This is a genomic window from Aquitalea sp. FG25, assembly GCF_057809375.1.
Window position 1 is genome coordinate 1 of record NZ_JBMDJV010000027.1, and the last position, 19,422, is coordinate 19,422.

At 58.6% G+C, this 19,422-nt stretch carries 16 protein-coding genes and 1 rRNA gene; 8 read left to right on the forward strand and 9 right to left on the reverse strand.

Features of this window, described 5'->3' with window-relative positions:
* Positions 1-112: ribosomal RNA gene (gene rrf, locus ACODR9_RS19955) — 5S ribosomal RNA — on the forward strand.
* A gap of 81 nt (positions 113-193) precedes the next feature.
* Here the strand turns inward: rrf and ACODR9_RS19960 are convergent.
* Both ACODR9_RS19960 and pdxR read right to left on the reverse strand, forming a co-directional pair.
* The gene (locus ACODR9_RS19960) at positions 194-694 is read right to left on the reverse strand and encodes a 2-thiouracil desulfurase family protein (protein WP_488811638.1); all 501 of its coding nucleotides are present in this window, start codon (positions 692-694) and stop codon (positions 194-196) included.
* Positions 691-2,145 (reverse strand): MocR-like pyridoxine biosynthesis transcription factor PdxR, encoded by a 1,455-nt coding sequence (gene pdxR, locus ACODR9_RS19965; protein ID WP_488811640.1) that lies wholly within the window; start codon positions 2,143-2,145, stop codon positions 691-693. Before pdxR ends, ACODR9_RS19960 begins: the two co-directional genes overlap by 4 nt.
* Before the next feature lie 99 nt (positions 2,146-2,244).
* Between pdxR and ACODR9_RS19970 the strand changes: the two genes are divergently transcribed.
* The 3 genes from ACODR9_RS19970 (at position 2,245) to ACODR9_RS19980 (ending at position 4,927) form a co-directional block, all read left to right on the forward strand.
* Positions 2,245-2,634 (forward strand): rhodanese-like domain-containing protein, encoded by a 390-nt coding sequence (locus ACODR9_RS19970; RefSeq protein ID WP_488811642.1) that lies wholly within the window; start codon positions 2,245-2,247, stop codon positions 2,632-2,634.
* Between the two features lie 8 nt (positions 2,635-2,642).
* The gene (locus ACODR9_RS19975) at positions 2,643-3,407 is read left to right on the forward strand and encodes a GNAT family N-acetyltransferase (protein ID WP_488811644.1); all 765 of its coding nucleotides are present in this window, start codon (positions 2,643-2,645) and stop codon (positions 3,405-3,407) included.
* Positions 3,408-3,487: 80 nt separating this feature from the next.
* Positions 3,488-4,927 (forward strand): hypothetical protein, encoded by a 1,440-nt coding sequence (locus ACODR9_RS19980; RefSeq protein ID WP_488811646.1) that lies wholly within the window; start codon positions 3,488-3,490, stop codon positions 4,925-4,927.
* A gap of 62 nt (positions 4,928-4,989) precedes the next feature.
* Here the strand turns inward: ACODR9_RS19980 and gabD are convergent, their stop codons facing one another.
* The 6 genes from gabD to ACODR9_RS20010 form a co-directional block, all read right to left on the reverse strand.
* Positions 4,990-6,450: an NADP-dependent succinate-semialdehyde dehydrogenase gene (gene gabD / locus ACODR9_RS19985; protein WP_488811648.1), complete on the reverse strand. Its 1,461-nt coding sequence runs from the start codon at positions 6,448-6,450 to the stop codon at positions 4,990-4,992.
* Between the two features lie 89 nt (positions 6,451-6,539).
* A complete protein-coding gene (gabT, locus tag ACODR9_RS19990) occupies positions 6,540-7,805 on the reverse strand; it encodes a 4-aminobutyrate--2-oxoglutarate transaminase (RefSeq protein WP_488811650.1) in 1,266 nt (421 codons plus the stop codon).
* A 272-nt stretch (positions 7,806-8,077) separates the two neighbouring features.
* A complete protein-coding gene (locus ACODR9_RS19995) occupies positions 8,078-9,382 on the reverse strand; it encodes a TolC family outer membrane protein (protein ID WP_488811652.1) in 1,305 nt (434 codons plus the stop codon).
* On the reverse strand, positions 9,379-12,441 hold the full coding sequence (locus tag ACODR9_RS20000) for an efflux RND transporter permease subunit (RefSeq protein WP_488811654.1): 3,063 nt from the start codon (positions 12,439-12,441) through the stop codon (positions 9,379-9,381). Before ACODR9_RS20000 ends, ACODR9_RS19995 begins: the two co-directional genes overlap by 4 nt.
* Positions 12,442-13,521 carry an efflux RND transporter periplasmic adaptor subunit gene (locus ACODR9_RS20005; protein ID WP_488811656.1) on the reverse strand — a complete coding sequence of 360 codons (1,080 nt, stop codon included), beginning with the start codon at positions 13,519-13,521 and terminating at the stop codon, positions 12,442-12,444. It abuts the gene before it with no gap.
* 14 nt (positions 13,522-13,535) lie between these two features.
* On the reverse strand, positions 13,536-14,180 hold the full coding sequence (locus ACODR9_RS20010) for a TetR/AcrR family transcriptional regulator (protein WP_488811658.1): 645 nt from the start codon (positions 14,178-14,180) through the stop codon (positions 13,536-13,538).
* Between the two features lie 165 nt (positions 14,181-14,345).
* Here ACODR9_RS20010 and argB point away from each other — a divergent pair, with 165 nt between their 5' ends.
* Both argB and ACODR9_RS20020 read left to right on the forward strand, forming a co-directional pair.
* The gene (gene argB, locus ACODR9_RS20015; RefSeq protein WP_488811660.1) at positions 14,346-15,218 is read left to right on the forward strand and encodes an acetylglutamate kinase; all 873 of its coding nucleotides are present in this window, start codon (positions 14,346-14,348) and stop codon (positions 15,216-15,218) included.
* A 156-nt stretch (positions 15,219-15,374) separates the two neighbouring features.
* The gene (locus ACODR9_RS20020; protein ID WP_488811662.1) at positions 15,375-15,809 is read left to right on the forward strand and encodes a CBS domain-containing protein; all 435 of its coding nucleotides are present in this window, start codon (positions 15,375-15,377) and stop codon (positions 15,807-15,809) included.
* Positions 15,810-15,870: 61 nt separating this feature from the next.
* Here ACODR9_RS20020 and ACODR9_RS20025 read toward each other — a convergent pair whose 3' ends face one another.
* Positions 15,871-16,644 carry an IclR family transcriptional regulator gene (locus ACODR9_RS20025; RefSeq protein WP_488811663.1) on the reverse strand — a complete coding sequence of 258 codons (774 nt, stop codon included), beginning with the start codon at positions 16,642-16,644 and terminating at the stop codon, positions 15,871-15,873.
* 191 nt (positions 16,645-16,835) lie between these two features.
* Between ACODR9_RS20025 and ACODR9_RS20030 the strand changes: the two genes are divergently transcribed.
* Positions 16,836-18,023 carry an acyl-CoA dehydrogenase gene (locus ACODR9_RS20030; RefSeq protein WP_103522807.1) on the forward strand — a complete coding sequence of 396 codons (1,188 nt, stop codon included), beginning with the start codon at positions 16,836-16,838 and terminating at the stop codon, positions 18,021-18,023.
* 180 nt (positions 18,024-18,203) lie between these two features.
* Positions 18,204-19,394, forward strand: coding sequence for a CaiB/BaiF CoA transferase family protein (locus ACODR9_RS20035; RefSeq protein WP_488811665.1), 1,191 nt, complete (start codon positions 18,204-18,206; stop codon positions 19,392-19,394).
* Positions 19,395-19,422: the final 28 nt, after the last annotated feature.

A 19,422-nucleotide genomic window follows, 5' to 3' on the forward strand; every position in this document is an offset into this window, starting at 1 on the left:
GGTGGCCATAGCGAGGTGGTCCCACGCCTTCCCATCCCGAACAGGACCGTGAAACACCTTAGCGCCGATGATAGTGTGGCATTCGCCATGTGAAAGTAGGACACTGCCAAACTTACCATTCGCCAGCCTGCTGGCAGTAAAAAGCCCGGACATTATGTTCCGGGCTTTTTGCATTTGGTTGCTTTGCTGTGTATTACTCCTGGTTGATGACCAGCTTTAGTAAATCTCCGATTTCCTCTTCGTTGAAAACATGAATGGCATGCGCGGTCAGAAGGCTGCTGCATACGCCTGCGCCTGGCTGTAATTGAGCTTCGAAGTTGCCATTGTAGATATGGCGATTGCCACAGGATGGGCTATTCGCTTTGAGCAGGGCCAGTTTGCAGTCATGTTGCTGTGCCAGGGTGAGGCTTTGCTCTGCACCACGCATGAACGCATGGCTGACATCACCACCACTTGCAGTCATGACGCGTGCTCTGCCTAGCCATACCGCCTTGCCATCGCCACCGCATATTTCAGCCGCTGGCCGTGGTACGGGTAGGCCTCCGGCGCATTCCGGACAGGTGGGAATCAGCCGGAAATGCTCAGCCAACGCAACCAACTGCGCTGGTGCTTGTCCTTTGGCTTGGCCATCATAGCGAACTGGCTGCCCCAGCAGACAGGCGCTAATCAATAATGCAGGTTTAGTGGTGCTCACAATAAGGGCTCTATCAGTTGGGCCAGCCGTGTGGCGGACTGGCGAATGCTGTTTTCTTCAATACCTGCATAGCCCAGCACCAAACCATTGTCATGGTTCTGGCCAAGGTAATGCCGAGACAGCGGGCGCAGCCAGAGGCCTTCCTGCTCGGCCTGCTGGCTGAGCTGCTGGTCGCTGATATGTGCTGGCAAGCCAGCCACCAGATGCATGCCGGCCTGGCCGGCAGAAAGGGGCAGGGCATTGCCTAGCGATTGCTGCAATGTACTGCGTAGCAGTTGCTGGCGTATACGATAGAGTTCTCGCATACGGCGAATGTGGCGGGGAAAATGTCCCTGCTCGATAAAATCAGCCAGTGCCGCCTGCTGAGCGTAGCTGCCTTCGCGGTACAGACGGGCATAGTCGGCGCGGAAAGCATCAATCAGCGCCGGTGGAATCACCAGGTAGGCCAGCCGCATGGCAGGAAACATCACCTTGCTGAAGGTGCCGAGGTAGATTACCCGTGCGCTGTCTGCCAGCCCTTGCAACGAGGCAATGGGTTGGGCGTCGTAGCGGAACTCACTGTCGTAGTCGTCTTCGATGATCCAGCTATTGTCAGTGTCCGCCCGTTGCAATATCTCCAGGCGGCGCGCCAGCGACATGACTACCCCACTTGGATATTGGTGTGAGGGAGTAATGTACATCAGTCGAGGCTGGCTGTTTGTCGGTGCCGCTGCCGGATTCAGTCCCTCGGTATCGACCGGAACCGGGACGACATGCAGCCCGGCAGCTTGCAAGGCAGCCTGCGCGCCTACATAGCCGGGCTCTTCCATCCATGCCTGATCGCCCGGATCGGCCAATAACCGTGCAGTTAACTCCAGCGCCTGCTGCGCACCCTGCACCACCAGAATCTGTTCCGGCTGACAGCGTACCGAGCGGGAGAGTTGCAGATAGGTACAGATGGCTTGACGCAATGCTGGCAGGCCGCCTTCTTGCTGGTAATGCCACCAGTGCTCTGGTGCTTGCTTATTATGCTGATGCTGCAGGCGCTGCCAGATGGCATGTGGAAACTGGCGCAACTCCGGCAGGCCGGGAGCAAAGGCACCTGTCAGGCCGGTGGGTAAGCGGCATTGAGTGGTTAGATCCTGGCCGCGTTGTGACAGGCCCGCATGTCGGGTTTCTGCTTCTGGTTTGGGCGACTGCGTGGCAAACGCCGGGCTGATAAAGGTTCCTGCCCCGGCACGACTGTAGAGATAGCCCTCTGCCAATAACTGATCGTAGGCGGATAAAACTGTATTGCGACCGATCTGCAAGGCGCTGGCCAGAATGCGGCTGGCAGGCAGGGCACTGTTGGCGCTGAGCTGCTGCTGGCGGATGGCTTCACGCAGTAGCCGATACACCTGTTGGGAAAGTGTTGACTTGCCCTGACGCTGCAAATGGCCTTGCAGATATTCGATGATCCAATCGGCATGCATGAAGTGGTTCCTGCGCAACGGCGTAGAGTGGTTCTTTTGATGGAATCAATTTGCCCGTAATCTGCAGCTATTGCAAATGCATCAGCAAGGATGAAATCGATGACACAGCTGGAGTTCTATCAGGCCAAGCTGGCCTATGAAATTGATGCTGCCGATGTCAAGGCAGCGCTGGAGGCTGGTGAGAAGCTGATTTTGATCGATACCCGTGCAAGCGCGGCATTTGAGCGTGAAAGCATACCCGGCGCATTATCCCTACCACATCGCACCATGTCGGCAGAGACAACCGCCGCATTGCCACGTGATGCCCTGCTGGTGCCGTTTTGCGATGGCATTGGCTGCAATGGTTCCACCAATGGTGCCATCAAGCTGCTGCAACTGGGTTTTCGGGTGAAAGAGTTGCAAGGCGGGCTGGACTGGTGGAAGCGAGATGGTTTTGCCACCGTTGGCAGCCATGCCTCAGCGGGTACGTCCATCCAATGTGCTTGCTAGGAGAAAATATGTCTGATGAATTTATCGCACAGCGCCTGGCGCAGGGTGAATTAAACCAGTATGAGCAGTTGCATGGCCTGAGTTTGCCGGATTGGCAGGCTTGCCCTGCACCGCAGCCGCAGGTGATGACCGGGCAGTATTGTCGGCTGGAGCCATTGTCGGCAGCAGGCCATGGGCCAGGACTTTATGCAGCCATGCAACAGGATGGCGCAGGTGCCAACTGGACCTATCTTGGCTATGGGCCCTTTGCCAGTCTGGCTGACTACAGCGCCTGGCTGTACAGCATGGAAGGGCTGGCCGATCCGCAGTTCTATACCATTATCGATGTACTTACCGAGCAGCCGGTGGGCCTGGCCAGCTATCTGCGTATTGATGCAGCCAATGGCGTGATTGAAGTTGGGCACCTTAATTATTCTCCCTTGTTGCAGCAGAAACCTGCCGCTACCGAGGCCATGTATCTGATGATGCGCCATGCCTTTGAACTGGGTTACCGCCGTTATGAATGGAAGTGCAATGCGCTGAATCTGCCATCGCGGCGTGCGGCAGAGCGGCTGGGCTTTCTGTTTGAAGGGCTGTTCCGGCAATCCATGGTCATCAAGGGGCGTAATCGTGATACCGCTTGGTATTCCATATTGGATAACGAATGGTCTGCCGTGCGGCAACGGCTGGAACAGTGGCTGGCTGTGGAAAACTTTGATGCTGCAGGGCGGCAGCGGCAGGCATTGTCCGCATTGATGGCCGACTGGCGTAGCGAAATGGCTGCCGCTACATAGGCGAATCAGCATCCGGGCGGTTTCGCCTGATGGGGGTGGCGGGTACAATGGGATGTTTTTGCTGATTTTCTGGTTGATTGATGACACCGCATCCCCGTAATGCCCGTATCAAGGGTGAATCGCAGCCGCCTAGCCGTTTTATCTTTGGTGATGCCGTGGACGCGTCCGGCCTTGAGGCTACCGAATATCTGGTGCATACCACGGCACCGGCCTTTGTCTGTCGTCTGATCGGCAATGATTTCACCGAGTTTGCTGGTCGCGATACCGAGGCATTTGCCAGTGCACTGCTATTTGAGGCTGATGCCAATCGCAGTGTCTATGTGTGCAATCGTGGATTGCGACTGTTTGATTTTGTCTTCAGTGGCGACATCCCCACGGCGGCGCGCCTGCAGGCAATCTGCGATGAAGCCATGAGCACTTATCAGCGCCTGCATGAAGCTTATGCCGAGCGCGAGGTTGGCCCGCGACCGCGTGAAATGCGCCAGGGGCCAACCGAGCCCTTGCCGCCAGCGGAGCGCAGTCTTGCTATTCGCACCTTGCGCGATGCAGCCCGTGCTGCGAGCCTTGACCCCATGCATCGCGCCGGTTTTGCTGCCCAGGTGCAACAGGCCTTGATGGGTGGTGATCAGGCGGTGTTCACCGAAGCCCAGCTTTCCCTGCTAAGCGAACCGGCAGCGCGTGCCTTGCTGGTGAACAGCGCACGGGATGCCATTGCCTTTCCCGAAGTGGTGCGCGCCGACGGCTCTGTCGTGTCTTTCGAATTATGGGCACTGCCTTTTGCCTTTTCGCGCGCGCAGGGCGGGGTGTGGTGGCACTTCCCCTTGCTGGAGCGGCTTGAAACACCGCTGGCCGATGCGCTGGATGTGCCGGAAAAGGCCATCCTGTGGATATCTCCCACCCTGTTTACTGTCGACATGCTCAATGAGCGCGCCTGCCAGAACCTGATGCATCTGGCCAGTGTGATGGATGCCGGCTGTGATTTTGCACCGCTGGATCCGGCCTCTTCCCGTGCCACTTATGAAGCTGCGCGCAAGACACAGGAAGCGCAGTTGGTGATTTCCTGGCTGCCTTTCCTGGTTGAGCGCGGAGCATTACCAGTTGATCAGGCCCGGCAGCTGTCGCGCAAGGCGCTGGATGCGGTGATGCCGCTGGTGCAGCAGGCTATTGGTGCCGAGATGGAGTATGGCGAGGCCGAACTGTTTGCCCCGCTGCCGTGGTGGGAGGCGCTGTCTGCCGGTGTGCGCGCCTGGAACCGCAAGCGCCTTGGTTTGACTGTGGCATTGATTGCCAGCAAGGTGGGTGGGTTGCAGGATCTGGAAGCCGTGGCTGAATATCAGCCGGAGCTGCAGGGCTATGAGGTTGGCCTCAAATTGCAGGGTAGTGACGCGTTACTGGCACGTTCTCCCTGGCTGATGGTGCCGGATGTGGCGCCGGACAAGGATGCTACCTGGAAGGACTTGTGCGATTGCTTGCGCGAAGCGGATATTCCACTGTCGGAAACCATCGTCAAGCTGCATTAAGCTGTCGCTATTGCAATAATAAAAAAGGCCGCAAACGCGGCCTTTTTTTGTGGTGGCTGAACTTATTTGTCCAGGCCGCCCAGCAGGACATACTTGATTTCCAGGTAGTCTTCAATACCGTACTTGCTGCCTTCACGGCCCAGGCCGGATTGCTTCACGCCGCCGAACGGAGCGGCTTCGTTGGATAGCAGGCCGCTGTTGACGGCAACCATGCCATATTCCAGGCCTTCGGAGACGCGGAAAATACGACCCACGTCACGGGCATAGAAGTAGCTGGCCAGGCCGAATTCGGTATCATTGGCCATCTGGATGGCTTCTGCTTCGGTGTGGAAGCGGAAAACCGGGGCCAGCGGGCCGAAGGTTTCTTCCTTGGCTACCTTCATGGCCGGGGTCACGCCAGTAATGACGGTCGGCTCGAAGAAGCTGTGGCCCAGTGCATGGCGTTTGCCACCGGTAATCAGTTTGCCGCCCTTGGCCAGTGCATCGGCGATGTGCTCTTCCACCTTGGCAACGGCATTGGTGTCGATCATCGGGCCTTGGGTAATACCGGCTTCCAGACCATTGCCCACGCTCAGCTTGGCCACGGCGGCGGCAAACTTCTCGGCAAAGGCATCGTACACGCCGTCCTGCACCAGAATGCGGTTGGCACAGACGCATGTTTGGCCGGCATTGCGGTACTTGGAAATCATGGCGCCTTCAACAGCAGCATCCAGATCGGCATCGTCAAACACGATGAACGGTGCGTTGCCCCCCAGTTCCATCGACACTTTCTTGACGGTGTCTGCACATTGGGCGATCAGCTTGCGACCCACTTCGGTGGAGCCGGTGAAGGAGAACTTCTTCACGGTGTCGCTGCCGGTCAGTACGGCACCGATTTCGCTGGAGCTACCGGTCAGTACCGAGAACACGCCAGCCGGAATGCCAGCACGTTCAGCCAGTACGGCAATGGCCAGGGCGGACAGCGGAGTCTGGCTGGCCGGGCGCACCACCATTGGGCAGCCAGCGGCCAGTGCCGGGGCTGCCTTGCGGGTGATCATGGCATTGGGGAAGTTCCACGGCGTGATGGCAGCGGTAACGCCGATCGGCTCTTTGGTCACCAGAATGCGACGGTCGGATGCCGGGGCCGGGATGGTGTCGCCATACAGGCGCTTGGCTTCTTCGCCATACCATTCGATGTAGGATGCGCCGTAAGCGATTTCGCCCTTGGCTTCTGCCAGCGGCTTGCCTTGTTCGCTGGTGAGGATGACCGCCAGGTCGTCCTGGTTGGCCATCATCAGTTCAAACCAGCGGCGCAGGATGACCGAGCGCTCTTTGGCCGATTTCTTTTTCCAGGTTTTGAAAGCTTCGGCGGCACCGGCTACAGCACGTTCGGCTTCAGCCTTGCCCATTTTCGGTACGCTGGCGATGACTTCGCCGGTGGCCGGGTTGGTGACCGGAATGGTTTCGCCATTGTCGGCATCCAGCCATTGGCCGTTGATATAGCACTGCTGCTTGAGCAGGGAGGGGTCTTTCAGATTCAGCATGTGTCTCTCCAGAGTGGGCGGAGGATGGTGTGTGTGCAGACGGCCAACCCCGTTGCCGGGATTGGCCGTCATCATCAGCCAGTGACGGATCAGGCCTTCAGGGCGGCTTCCAGCTTGGCCAGCGCTTCAGCAAAGATTTCGTCTTCGATGGTCAGCGGGAACAGGAAGCGAACCACGTTGTAGTACACGCCGCAAGTCAGCAGGATCAGGCCGGATTCCAGCGCCTTGGTCTGTACTTTCTTGGTGAAATCAGCATCCGGCTCGTGGGTACCCGGCTTGTTGAATTCAACGGCAACCATCGCGCCCAGGCCACGGATATCGGCGATCTGCGGGATGTCCTTCTTCAGGCTGTGCAGTTTTTCCTTCAGCAGCTCGCCCAGCTTGTTGGAGCGATCCAGCAGTTTTTCTTCCTGAATCACATCGATAACGGCATTGGCGGCAGCCAGGCCCAGCGGGCTACCGGCATAAGTACCACCCAGGCCGCCCGGTGCCGGTGCGTCCATCAGTTCGGCCTTGCCTACCAGCGCTGCCAGCGGGAAGCCGCCAGCCAGCGACTTGGCCATGGTGGTCAGGTCGGCAGCAACGTCGAAGTGTTCCATGGCAAACAGCTTGCCGGTACGGGCAAAGCCGGCTTGTACTTCGTCGGCAATCATCACGATACCGTTGTCGTCACACAGCTTGCGGATGGCACGCACCCATTCGGCCGGGGCGGAGTAGAAACCACCTTCGCCTTGTACCGGTTCGAAGATGATGGCGGCAACGCGCTTGGCTTCGATGTCGAACTTGAACAGTTTTTCGATGCTGGCCAGCGAATCTTCAACCGAAACACCGTGCAGGGCGTTCGGGTAGGCGGCGTGGTAGATCTCGCCGACAAACGGGCCAAAACCGATTTTGTACGGGGCAACCTTGCCGGTCAGTGCCATGCCCAGCATGGTACGGCCGTGGAAGGCACCGCCAAATGCGATCACACCCGGACGACCGGTGGCCGCACGGGCTACCTTGATGGCGTTCTCGACCGCTTCAGCGCCGGTGCTGAAAAAGGCGGCTTTCTTGGCGAAGTTGCCGGGGCTCAGCTTGTTCAGCTTTTCGGCCACGGCAACATAAGATTCGTAAGGCACAACCTGGTAGCAGGTGTGGCTGAACTTGTTCAGTTGTTCGGCTACGGCAGCCTGTACCTTGGCATGCAGATGGCCGGTATTCAGTACGCCGATACCACCAGCAAAGTCGATGTAACGATTGCCTTCAACATCCCATACTTCGGCGTTCTTGGCCTTGTCGGCAAAGAAAGTACACATTACGCCCACGCCGCGCGGGGTTGCATCGGCCTTGCGTTGCATCAGATCTTTGTTGCTCATTCCATCTCTCCTAAGATTGGGGTGCCTGGTGGCAATGTCCTGGACATGAATGCTGGTGCACCTAGGGGCATTTAGCGCTGCTTTTGTCAGTGTCAACCAGTTGCCGGGGGCAGACTTCGGCGTTTTCCAGAGTGGTTTGATTCTAATCAGGTGTTTAGCAAAAAGCTACACCTGCATTAAAAAGTTAAACACTTGTTGCAAGACATGCACACCATGAAAAAAGGGCTGCTGCGCAAACAGTAGCCCTATTTGATCACAAATAACAAATTTGTTTAATGGCGGATCGCGGCATTCACCGTCTGCAGCCTGCTTTCATCCAGTGTGCCGGCCACTTGCTCCAGTTGCAGGCAGGCGGTCAGGTAGTCGTATTTGGCGGTGGCCAGGCTGGTAATGGCATCGTAGTAGGACTGTTCAGCCTGCAATACGTCCAGATTGGTACGAATGCCGACTTCCTTGCCCAGCTTGGTGGAGTCCACCTTGCTTTTGGCAGACACCAATAATTGCTGTTGCGCACGCACCAATGCTGCGCCATTGGTCACGCCCAGCCAGCTCTTGCGGACATCTTCCTGTAGCTGGCGGCGCGCGGACTCCAGCTTGTCGCGGGCCGACTCCTTCTTGGCCAGTGCTTCGCGAATCTGTGAATCAATCCCGCCGCCGGCAAACAAGGGCAGGCTGACACTGACCCCGATGCTGCTGCCACGGGTAACCGGCAACGCGCCGCTCTGATTGCTGCGGTTGTCGTTATAACCGGCACTGAGCGATACCACCGGCAGCTGATTGCCACGCTTTTCGGTCACTGTCTGGCTGGCGTAGTTCAGTGCTTGTTCGGCGGCACGCAGAGCCAGGCTGTTGTGCGTGGCAAGGTCTATCCAGCTGGGCAGATTGCCGCCAGGTGGTGGTGGCAGCTGGTCGCGTAGCGGCTGGATGAAACGGCTGTCCAGTCCAGTCAGCCGTCGCAGATTGTTCTGGCTGATTTCCTGTTGGCTTTCGGCCACGATTTCCTTGGCACTGGCGGCGTCAAAACCGGCCTGGGCTTCGTGGGTGTCGATGATGGTGGCAGTGCCCAGCTCGAAGGCGGCTTTTGCTTGCTGCAGTTGAGTCTGGTACGCCTTTTTACTGGCGCGGGTGGCTGCCAGGGTGTCTTCGGCCAACAGGACATCGAAGTAAGCACGGGCGATGTCGACTATCAGTTGCTGCTCTGCCGCGCTGAAGCTGATGTCGGCCTGCTGGCTGGCGATCTTGCCTTTCTGGTAGGCGCTGTATTTGCTGATGTCAAACAGGGGCTGCGCCAGCTGGATGCCATAGCCCGAGCTGTCGTAGCTGGCTTGCCCCGCTGGCTGGGTGGGGTTGGTATGACTGTAGCTACCCGTCAATGCCACTTGTGGCAGCAACTGGGCGCGGCCCTGCACGGCCTGTTCGTGACCGGCCCCCAGGTCGGCGCGCGAGGCGGCATAGTCGCTGTTGTAACTGCGGGCGGCCTGCCAGGCTTCGCTCAGGTCGAAGGCAGACGCACTGTTGCTGGCCAGTAGCAGGGCCAGTGCGGGCAGCAAGGGGGCGAGGCGGGCATGATGTTTCATATTGTTCTCTTTTGCGGGCGAGCCACCTTGAACCATTGGGCGTACAGGGCGGGCAAAAACAGCAGGGTCAGTACCGTGGCGACCAGCAGGCCACCCATGATGGCGACAGCCATCGGCCCCCAGAAGGTGCTGCGGGTCAGCGGAATCATCGCCAGGATGGCCGCCAGTGCGGTGAGCATGATGGGGCGGAAGCGGCGTACCGTTGAGCCGATGATGGCCTCGTGGCGGTCGATGCCCTCGCGGATATCGTGTTCGATCTGGTCAACCAGGATAACTGAGTTGCGCATGATCATGCCGGACAGGGCAATCACCCCCAGCATGGCAACAAAGCCAAAGGGTGCCTGGAACAGGATAAGCGTGAGGGTGACACCTATCATGCCCAGCGGTGCGGTCAGCAATACCATCAGCGTGCGCTGGAAGCTTTGCAACTGCAGCATCAGCAAGGTAAGTACCACCACGATCATGAACGGCGCAACAGCGGCGATGGCGGTTTGCGAATTGCTGCTGGATTCCAGCGAGCCGCCCAGTTCGATGTGATAGCCCAGCGGCAGGGTCTGTTCCAGTTGCTGCATCTGCGGCCACAGTGCGGACGAGACATCATCGCCTTGCACCCCGTCAGCCACGTCGGCATTCACGGTAATGGTGGGCAGGCGGTTGCGCCGCCAGATGATGGACTCTTCCGGCTGATAGTCAATCTTGCCCAGTTGCGATACCGGCACGAAACGGCCACTGCTGGTCTGCACCTGCAAGTTGCCAAGGGCGGAGACATCGCTCTGCTCTTGCTTGTTCAGGCGGGCGACGATACCGACGGTACGGTTGCCATCACGATAGTCGGTGACGGTGGCTCCGGAAATCAGCATCTGCAGTTGCTGGGACAAGGACTGGCTGTTAATGCCCAGCAGGCGGATTTTGTCCTGGTCCAGGGTAATGCGCAGTGCCTTCAACTGCTCACCCCAGTCGATGTTGACGTGGCGGGTGGACGGGTTGGCGCGCACGCGTTTTTCCACTTCGGCAGCAATGCTGCGGATTTTGTCGTGATCCGGGCCCATGACGCGGAACTGCACCGGATAGCCGACCGGCGGGCCGTTTTCCAGCCGGATGACGCGACCACGCACCAGCGGGAAGTCATGATCGAAAATCTGCTCGATACGGCTTTTCACCAGTTCGCGCACATGTTCGTCGCCGGTCATCACCATCAGCTGGGCGTAGTTCAGGTGCTGTTGTTGCTGATCCAGTGGCAAATAGAAGCGCGGGCTGCCACTGCCGACATAGCTGGTGACGCTGTGCACATTCTTGTCCTGGCGGATCAGTGCCTCCAGTTTTTTCACTTCTCTTTCGGTGGCGGCGTAACTGGCACCACGTGGCAGCCACAGGTCTACCATCAGCTCTGGGCGGTTCGATGATGGGAAGAATTGCTGGGCCACCAGCAGACGGAAGGCCAGCAGGGAGAGGATAAAGATGCCCAGCGTGATGGCAATCACGGTTTTGCGGTAGTGCAAACACCATTCCAGCACGGCGCGGAAGCGGATGTAGAAGGGCTTGTGGTAGACATCATGCTGCTGGTGGTGAATGGCTTGTTCCGGCAGCAGTTTGTAGCCGAGGAAGGGCGTGAAAACCACGGCCACAATCCAGGACAGGATGAGCGCCAGCCCCACCACGGCAAACAGGCTGAATACATATTCGCCGGCATCGGATTTGGCCAGCCCCACCGGTAAAAATGTGGCGGCGGTAATCAGTGTGCCGGTCAGCATGGGAAAGGCGGTGCTGGTGTAGGCATAGGTTGCGGCCTGGAATTTGTTCCAGCCTTGTTCCAGCTTCAGCGCCATCATTTCCACCGCGATGATGGCATCGTCCACCAACAGGCCCAGCGCGATGATGAGCGAGCCCAGCGAAATGCGTTGCAAGTCCAGCTTGAAGAAGTACATGGCGAGGAAGGTCATCGCCAGCACCAGCGGTATCGACAGTGCCACCACCACGCCGGTGCGCAAACCCAGGCTGAAGAAGCTGACGGCCAGCACGATCAGCACTGCCTCGATCAAGGAGCGCATGAATTCGCTTACCGCCCCCTTCACCACCTTGGGCTGATCAGAAACGGCATGTATTTCGATGCCCACCGGCAGTTTGGATTGAATCTGCTTGAGGGTGCTGTCCAGATGCTCGCCCAGTTTCAATACATCGCCACCGCTTTTCATGGTGATGGCCAGGCCGATGGCCGGATGGCCGTTGAAACGCATGCGAAAGCTGGGGGGCTCGATAAAGCCACGGTGAATCTGCACGATATCGCCCAGGCGCAGATTTTTGCCATTGGCGACAATAGGCGTATTGGCTACGGCCTCCACCGTGTTGTAGTTGCCGCTGGGGCGTACCCAGATGCGGTCGGTGGCGGTTTCATAGGTGCCGGCTGGCAGCATGGCATTTTGCTGCTGCAAGGCGGTCCAGATGGTGCTGGTGTCCAGCCCCAGTGAGGCGAGCTTGCTGCTGGACAGGTCGATATAGATATTCTCGCTCTGCTCGCCCACCAGGCTGACCTTGGCGATATCCGGCACCCGCAGGATCTCCTCCTTGGCCCGGTCTACGTAGCGGCGCAGTTCTTCGTCACTGAATCCATCACCGGTAAAGGCGTAGATATTGCCGAAGGTATCGCCAAACTCATCGTTGAAGAATGGCCCTTGCGTGGTAGCGGGCAGGCTGCTGCGTACATCGCCCAGTTTTTTGCGCACCTGATACCACAGCGACTGCACATTCTTGGGCGGCACGTCTTCGCGCAGGGTGACCAGCAGCAGGGATTCGCCCGGCTTGCTGTAGCTCTGCACATACTTGATTTCCGGCATTTCCTGCAGCTTTTCTTCCAGCCGGTCGCTGATTTGCTGTTCAACCTCCACCGCCTTGGCACCTGGCCAGTAGGTTTGCACCAGCATGGCCTTGAAGGTGAATTCCGGATCTTCCTTCTGGCCCAGCTGGGTGTAGGCCCACAGGCCGGACACCATCAGCATCACCATGAAGTACAGCACCAGTGCCTGGTGGCGCAGCGCCCATTCCGACAGATTGAGCTTTTTCATTTACTGCCCACCTTGCAGCAAGGTGACGCGCTGCTTGTCGTGTAGCAGATGCACACCGGCGCTGACCACTTTTTCGCCGGGATGGACGCCAGCTTGTAGCGTGACGCTGTTGCTGTCGATGCTGGCCACACTGACTGGGCGGCGGATAACGCGTAGATCCTTGTCGTTTACCACCCAGACATAGTGCTTGCCCTGCTCATCCAGTAGTGCAGTCAGCGGCAGGCGCAGGGTTTGGGATAACGGTGTCGCGCTTGCGTCCAGTGTGATGGTGGCGGTCTGGCCCAGTGCGAGCGCGTTGGCATCCGGCAGGCTGATGCGAGCGGCGTAGGTGCGGGTGGCCGGGTCGGCATCGCCGGCCAGTTCGCGCAGCTTGCCCTGGAATTGCTGCTTGCCCGCCCATAGGGTGACGGCAAACTGCTTTTGCTGGCGCACTTGCTGTAATGCATTTTCCGGCACCTGGATGGCGGCTTCACGTTCACCATCGTGCGCCAGTCGTGCCACGGCCTGTCCGGCAGCCACTACTTGGCCAGGCTCGGCGGATATCTGGCTGACAATGCCGTCGGCGTCGGCCAGCAACTGGGTGTAGCTGCCCTGGTTGCGGCTGGCAGCCAGCTGGGCGCGGGCCTCATCCCGCTTGGACCGGGCGGCGTTGACACCATTGAGCTGGCTGTCTACCTGGGCCTGGCTGATGAACTGCTTGGCCAGCAATTGTTGATAACGTTGCAGGTTGAGCTGCTGCTGGGCCAGGTCAGACTCGGCGGCAGCCAGCTGTGCCTGCTTGGCGTTGATGTCCAGGCTGGTATCGCTGGGGTCAAGCCTGGCCAGTAGTTGGCCTTTCTTCACGTATTCACCGCTGTTTACCAGCTTGGCGATGATCTTGCCGCCAATGCGGAAGGCCAGGTCGGTTTCGGTGCGGGCGCGAATCTGACCGGCAAAGCTATTGCTGGGCACGCTGCCATTTTGACTGGCAGTGACCACCCGGACGGGGCGTACTTCTTCGACCGTAGCGTTGGGCTGAGAACAGGCAGTAAGCAGCACGGCCAGCAGGGCCGGGCTGGCAAGGCGTAGGGGCATGGGCATGGGCAGTGTTCCTGTCAGTTCTTTTTCAGGCCGTGCAGTACCAGATCGAGCGCATCCTTGAGGAAGCCGAGCGGGTCTTTGGTGGAACCGATGCAGCAGCCGGGCAGCTGTGCGAAGGAGTGGTTGAAAATCATGGTGGTCAAGAGCGGTGCCAGCAGGGCATCTACAGTATGGATCAGCGGTACTTCACGAAACTCGCCACTTGCGATGCCGCGCTCCAGTACCGTGCTGAGCATCTGGTTGCTGGGGGCAATCACTTCTTCAAAGTAGAACTGTGCAAGTTCGGGGAAGTTGGCCGCCTCTGCAATCATCAACTTGCACAGGCCTGCTGAGGGGGCCGAGCCAACTTCCTGCCACCAGTGCTCTACCATGTGATGTAGCAGGGCGCTGGTGCTTCCCTGAAAGTCGGCTGCCACCTGTGCCAGTTGCTGCAGATTGGCAACAATGGTGCCACGGGCAATCGCCTTAAAAATCTCTTCTTTGTTTTGAAAGTACAGATAGGGCGTGCCCTTGGTAACGCCTGCTGCACGGGCGATGTCTTCCATCTTGGTGGCGCGATAGCCTTTTTCGACAAATTGGACTAGAGCGGCATCCAGGATTTCTGTGGGGCGTGCTTCCTTTTTCCTGCGCCAGCGGGCGATAGGGCATTTTTCGGTCATTGATATATCTGAATCTTCATTCATTAATGGCCTGCAATGTAGTGCAAACCTGCTGTCATTACAATTAATAAATCAGTGTTCAGTAGTTTGATTGATTAGAATGCAACACATCATCGCCCCATGGCCGGAGTGCTTCCGGCCCCTACCCAGCAGAAGGAGATCGTTGTGTCTGTAAATGCCGCTGAAAAAGCGTTGGTTCTCGCCGAGGCCCTGCCGTATATCCGCCGTTTTTCCGGCAAGACCATCGTGATCAAGTACGGTGGCAATGCCATGACCGACGATGCGCTGAAAGAAGGCTTTGCCAAGGACATCGTGTTGCTCAAGCTGGTAGGCATCAATCCGGTGGTGGTGCATGGCGGTGGCCCGCAGATTAATGAGCTGCTGGAGCGTGTCGGCAAGGAAGGCAAGTTCGTGCAGGGCATGCGCGTGACCGACCAGGAAACCATGGACGTGGTGGAAATGGTGCTCGGAGGCCTGGTCAACAAGGAAATCGTGTCGCTGATCAACACCCATGGCGGCAAGGCGGTTGGCCTGACCGGCAAGGATGGCCACTTTATCCGCGCGGAAAAAATGTTCCTCAGCGATGAGAGTGAAGACAAGATCGACATTGGCCAGGTTGGCGAAATCTCCAGCATCGACCCGGCGCTGGTGTCTTTGCTGGATCGCCAGGATTTCATTCCGGTGGTTGCCCCCATTGGCGTGGGCAGCAAGGGTGAGGCCTACAACATCAATGCCGATCTGGTGGCCGGCAAGCTGGCGGAAACCCTGAACGCGGAAAAACTGATCCTGATGACCAATACCCCCGGCGTGCTGGACAAGGAAGGCAAGCTGCTGACCGGGCTGACCGCCGAGCAGGTGGATAGCCTGTTTGCCGATGGCACCATCCACGGCGGCATGCTGCCCAAAATCAGCTCGGCACTGGATGCCGCCCGCAGCGGCGTGAACACCGTGCACATCATCGATGGCCGCGTACCGCACGCACTGCTGCTGGAAATCATGACCGACGATGGTGTTGGCACCATGATTCGTGCCGGCTGAGCCGACACCGTTACTCTGACAGGCCGGGGGCTTTGTGCCCGCCGGCCTTTTTCTTGTCTGTCGTGGGGGATGCTGTCATCCATTTTGCTGATCAATCTTGTTCTATAGTATTGAAACAGATTGTTTCAGGTTCTCTTGGCCGACAAGGAGGGTGCAATGCAGACAGTCAGACAGTTGCTGGAGCAAAAGTCAGGGCGCGTGCTGGTTACGGTAACGCCGGAAAGTACCGTATTTCAGGCGCTGCAGGTGATGGCCGAGCATGATATCGGTGCGGTTCTGGTCATGAGTGCTGGGGAAGTGGTGGGGATTTTTTCCGAACGCGATTATGCCCGCCGCATCGTATTACAGGGACGCACTTCGGCCGGAACCCGCATTCACGACATCATGACCAGCAAGGTGGTGTATGTGACGCCCGAGCAGAATTCCGACCAGTGCATGGCGCTGATGACCGAAAAACACATCCGCCACCTGCCCGTGCTGGAAGGCAAAACGGTGCTCGGCATGCTGTCGATTGGCGATCTGGTGCATGCCACCATTCAGGAGCAAGAGCAGGTGATCAACCAACTAGTGCACTATATCCAGAGCGCCTGATCACGCAAGCAGATACAAAAAAGCCGCCATCTGGCGGCTTTTTGCCATCTTGCGCAGCAGATCAGGCCACTGGCACGATGCGCTGACGCAAGCCAATCAGCGCCGGGGCTACTTGTTGTTGCATTACCTCGGCACTGAAGGCAAAGGCCGGGCCGCTGGCGTTCAGGCTCATCGGCGGCTGGCCCGGTGTGGGGGAGGGCAGGTGTACGCCAACGGCCATCACGTCCGGTTCGTATTCGCCAAACGATGCCGAGTAGCCACAGCGCTGGTATTCCTCCATCGCCTGTTGCAGCCGTTGCTGCAGTTCCGGCCAGCGTTCGCCATAGCGTGTGGCCAGTTCGCCATCCAGTTGCTGGCGCACATTGTCGGGCAGGCCGGCATAAAAGGCGCGGCCAATGGCGGTGGTGGCAATCGGCACACGTGAACCCACGGTCAGCTGCACGCTGACGCGCGACTGACTGCGACAGGTTTCCAGATACACCATGTCCGTGCCGTCGCGCATGGCCAGGCTGATCGACACATTGTTTTCCAGGGCAAATTCGCGCATCAACGGCCCGGCTACCTGGCGGATGTCGTAACTGGCCAGCACCACCGAACCCAGTGCCAGCAAGGCCACACCCAGCCGGTAAAAGCCGCTGTGTTCATCCTGTGACAGATGCCCCAGCTTGGTCAGGGTGTAGGTCAGGCGTGATACGGTGGACTTGGGCAGGCCGGTGCGCTTGGCGATTTCCAGATTGGACAGCGCCGATTCGCCTGGCCGGAAAGCGGCCAATACTTGCAAGCCACGCGCCAGCGCGGTGACGAATAGCCGATCCTTGTCATCCTCTTCCTGCATTACTTTCCTCATTTCTATCGTGATGGTCTGGATTTTTCAGCCTGGCGTTGCGGCGAGTGCGGCAAGCATAGCCTGCTTGCGGTCAGGATCAAACAAAACGCTTTACAGCCGAATTTGGAGTTGTTAGTCTATTCTGCAATGTAAAACGAAATTCCGCAATGCGGAACAAGAACACTCAAGGAGAACTCTCGATGGCCGCATCCAACAGCCGCGCACCCTTTGCCTGGGAAGATCCCTTCCTGCTGGCCGATCAGCTGACCGAAGAAGAACGTCTGGTGCAGCAGACTGCAGAAGCTTATTGCCAGGATCGCCTGATGCCGCGCGTGCTGACGGCTAATCGTGAAGAACGCTTCGACCGCGAAATCATGAGCGAGATGGGCGAACTGGGCCTGCTGGGCTGCACCATCGACGGCTACGGCTGTGCCGGTCTTAGCCATGTGGCTTACGGCCTGGTGGCACGTGAAGTCGAGCGTGTCGATTCCGGCTACCGCTCTGCCATGAGCGTGCAGTCCAGCCTGGTGATGCACCCGATCTGGGCCTACGGTTCCGAAGCACAGAAAGACAAATACCTGCCCAAGCTGGCCACCGGCGAATGGGTAGGCTGTTTCGGCCTGACCGAACCAGATGCCGGTTCCGACCCCGCCGGCATGAAAACCCGTGCCCGCAAGGTAGACGGCGGCTATGTGCTGTCCGGCAGCAAAATGTGGATTACCAATAGCCCGGTAGCCGATGTGTTTGTGGTGTGGGCCAAGGATGACGAAGGTGAGATCCGTGGCTTCGTGCTGGAAAAGGGCATGAAAGGCCTGTCCGCACCCAAGATTCACGGCAAGTTCAGCCTGCGTGCTTCCATTACCGGCGAAATCGTCATGGACGAAGTGCTGGTGCCGGAAGATGCCATCCTGCCGGGTGTGAAGGGCTTGAAAGGCCCGTTCGGCTGCCTGAACAAGGCCCGTTTCGGTATTGCCTGGGGTGCGATGGGTGCTGCCGAGTTCTGCTGGCACGCCGCGCGCCAATACACGCTGGACCGCAAGCAGTTTGGCCGCCCGCTGGCCGCCACCCAGCTGATCCAGCTGAAACTGGCCAATATGCAAACCGAAATCGCCCTGGGACTGCAGGCTGCCATCCGTGTGGGCCGCCTGCTGGACGAGGGCAAGGCTGCGCCGGAAATGATTTCGCTGATCAAACGCAACAACTGCGGCAAGTCGCTGGACATCGCCCGTATCGCCCGCGATATGCACGGTGGTAACGGCATCGCCGACGAATTCCATGTCATCCGCCACGTGATGAACCTGGAAGCCGTCAACACTTATGAAGGCACGCACGATGTGCATGCCCTGATTCTGGGCCGCGCCCAGACCGGTATTCAGGCATTTGCCTGATAGCACAGCGGGGGTGTGGCTCCACCTGCCCCTGTTGTTGGTTCCTGTCTGTCCTTGCGAGGCCCGGTGCTTACCGGGCCCTTTTTTTGGTGCACAGCGTCATGTGGCTGCTTGCGCGGCGGCATTGCACTGTCCATCCGGCCATCACACGGCCACTAACGAATCAATCAGGAGAACACCATGGCGGGCGCACTTGCAGGCATCAAGGTTCTGGATCTTTCCCGGGTACTGGCCGGGCCGTGGGCGGGCCAGTTGCTGGCCGATCTGGGTGCCGAAGTGCTCAAGGTGGAGCGCCCCGGTGCTGGCGACGACACCCGTCAATGGGCACCGCCCAGCCTGGCGGATGGCACGGCGGCCTATTTTTTGTGCGCCAACCGTGGCAAGCGCTCGGTGACGGTGGATATCACCAAGCCGGAAGGCCAGGAAATCGTCCGTGCGCTGGCGCGCGATGCCGACGTGGTGATTGAAAACTACAAGGTGGGCGGGCTGAAAAAATACGGGCTGGACTACGACAGCCTCAGCCAGCTCAACCCACGGCTGGTGTATTGCTCCATCACCGGCTTTGGTCAGGATGGCCCTTATGCCGAACTGCCGGGCTATGACTACATCGTGCAAGGCATGTCCGGCCTGATGAGCATTACCGGCCCGGCCGATGGTGAGCCGCACAAGGTGGGCGTGGCGGTGACCGACCTGTTTACCGGCATCTATGCCAGCAATGCCATTCTGGCCGCCATCATTGCGCGCAACAGCAGCGGCAAGGGCCAGTACATCGATATGGCACTGTTTGATTGCGCACTGGCGTCCCTGGCCAATATCAATATGAATTGGTTGATCGGTCAGCAAGTGCCGCCACGGCTGGGCAATGCCCACGCCAACATCGTGCCGTATCAAGTATTCGCCTGCGCCGATGGCCACTTTATTTTGGCTTGCGGCAACGACAAGCAATTCCGTGCGGTATGCCAGGTGATCGGCCTGCCAGCACTGGCGGATGACGAACGCTTTGCCAGCAATCCGCAGCGGGTAAAGCACCGCGACAGCGTGGTGCCGCTACTGGCAGAGGCCTTCATGGGCAATACCCGTGAACAATGGCTGAAACGGCTGGATGAGGCGGGTGTGCCGTGTGGCCCGATCAACACAGTAGACGAGGCGTTCAACGATCCGCAGATTCGCCATCGCGGCATGGAAATACACATGCAGGACAGCGTAGGGCAAAATGTGCCGCTGGTAGGGTGTCCGATCAAACTTTCCGGCACGCCAGTCGAGTACAATCAGGCCCCTCCCAAACTGGGTGAACATACCGACGACGTACTGCGCGCGCTGGGCTACGACGCTGCCAGGATTGCCACACTGCGTGAGCAAGGCACCGTTTAAACGCTTGTTTGATTTTGACGAGCGAGGC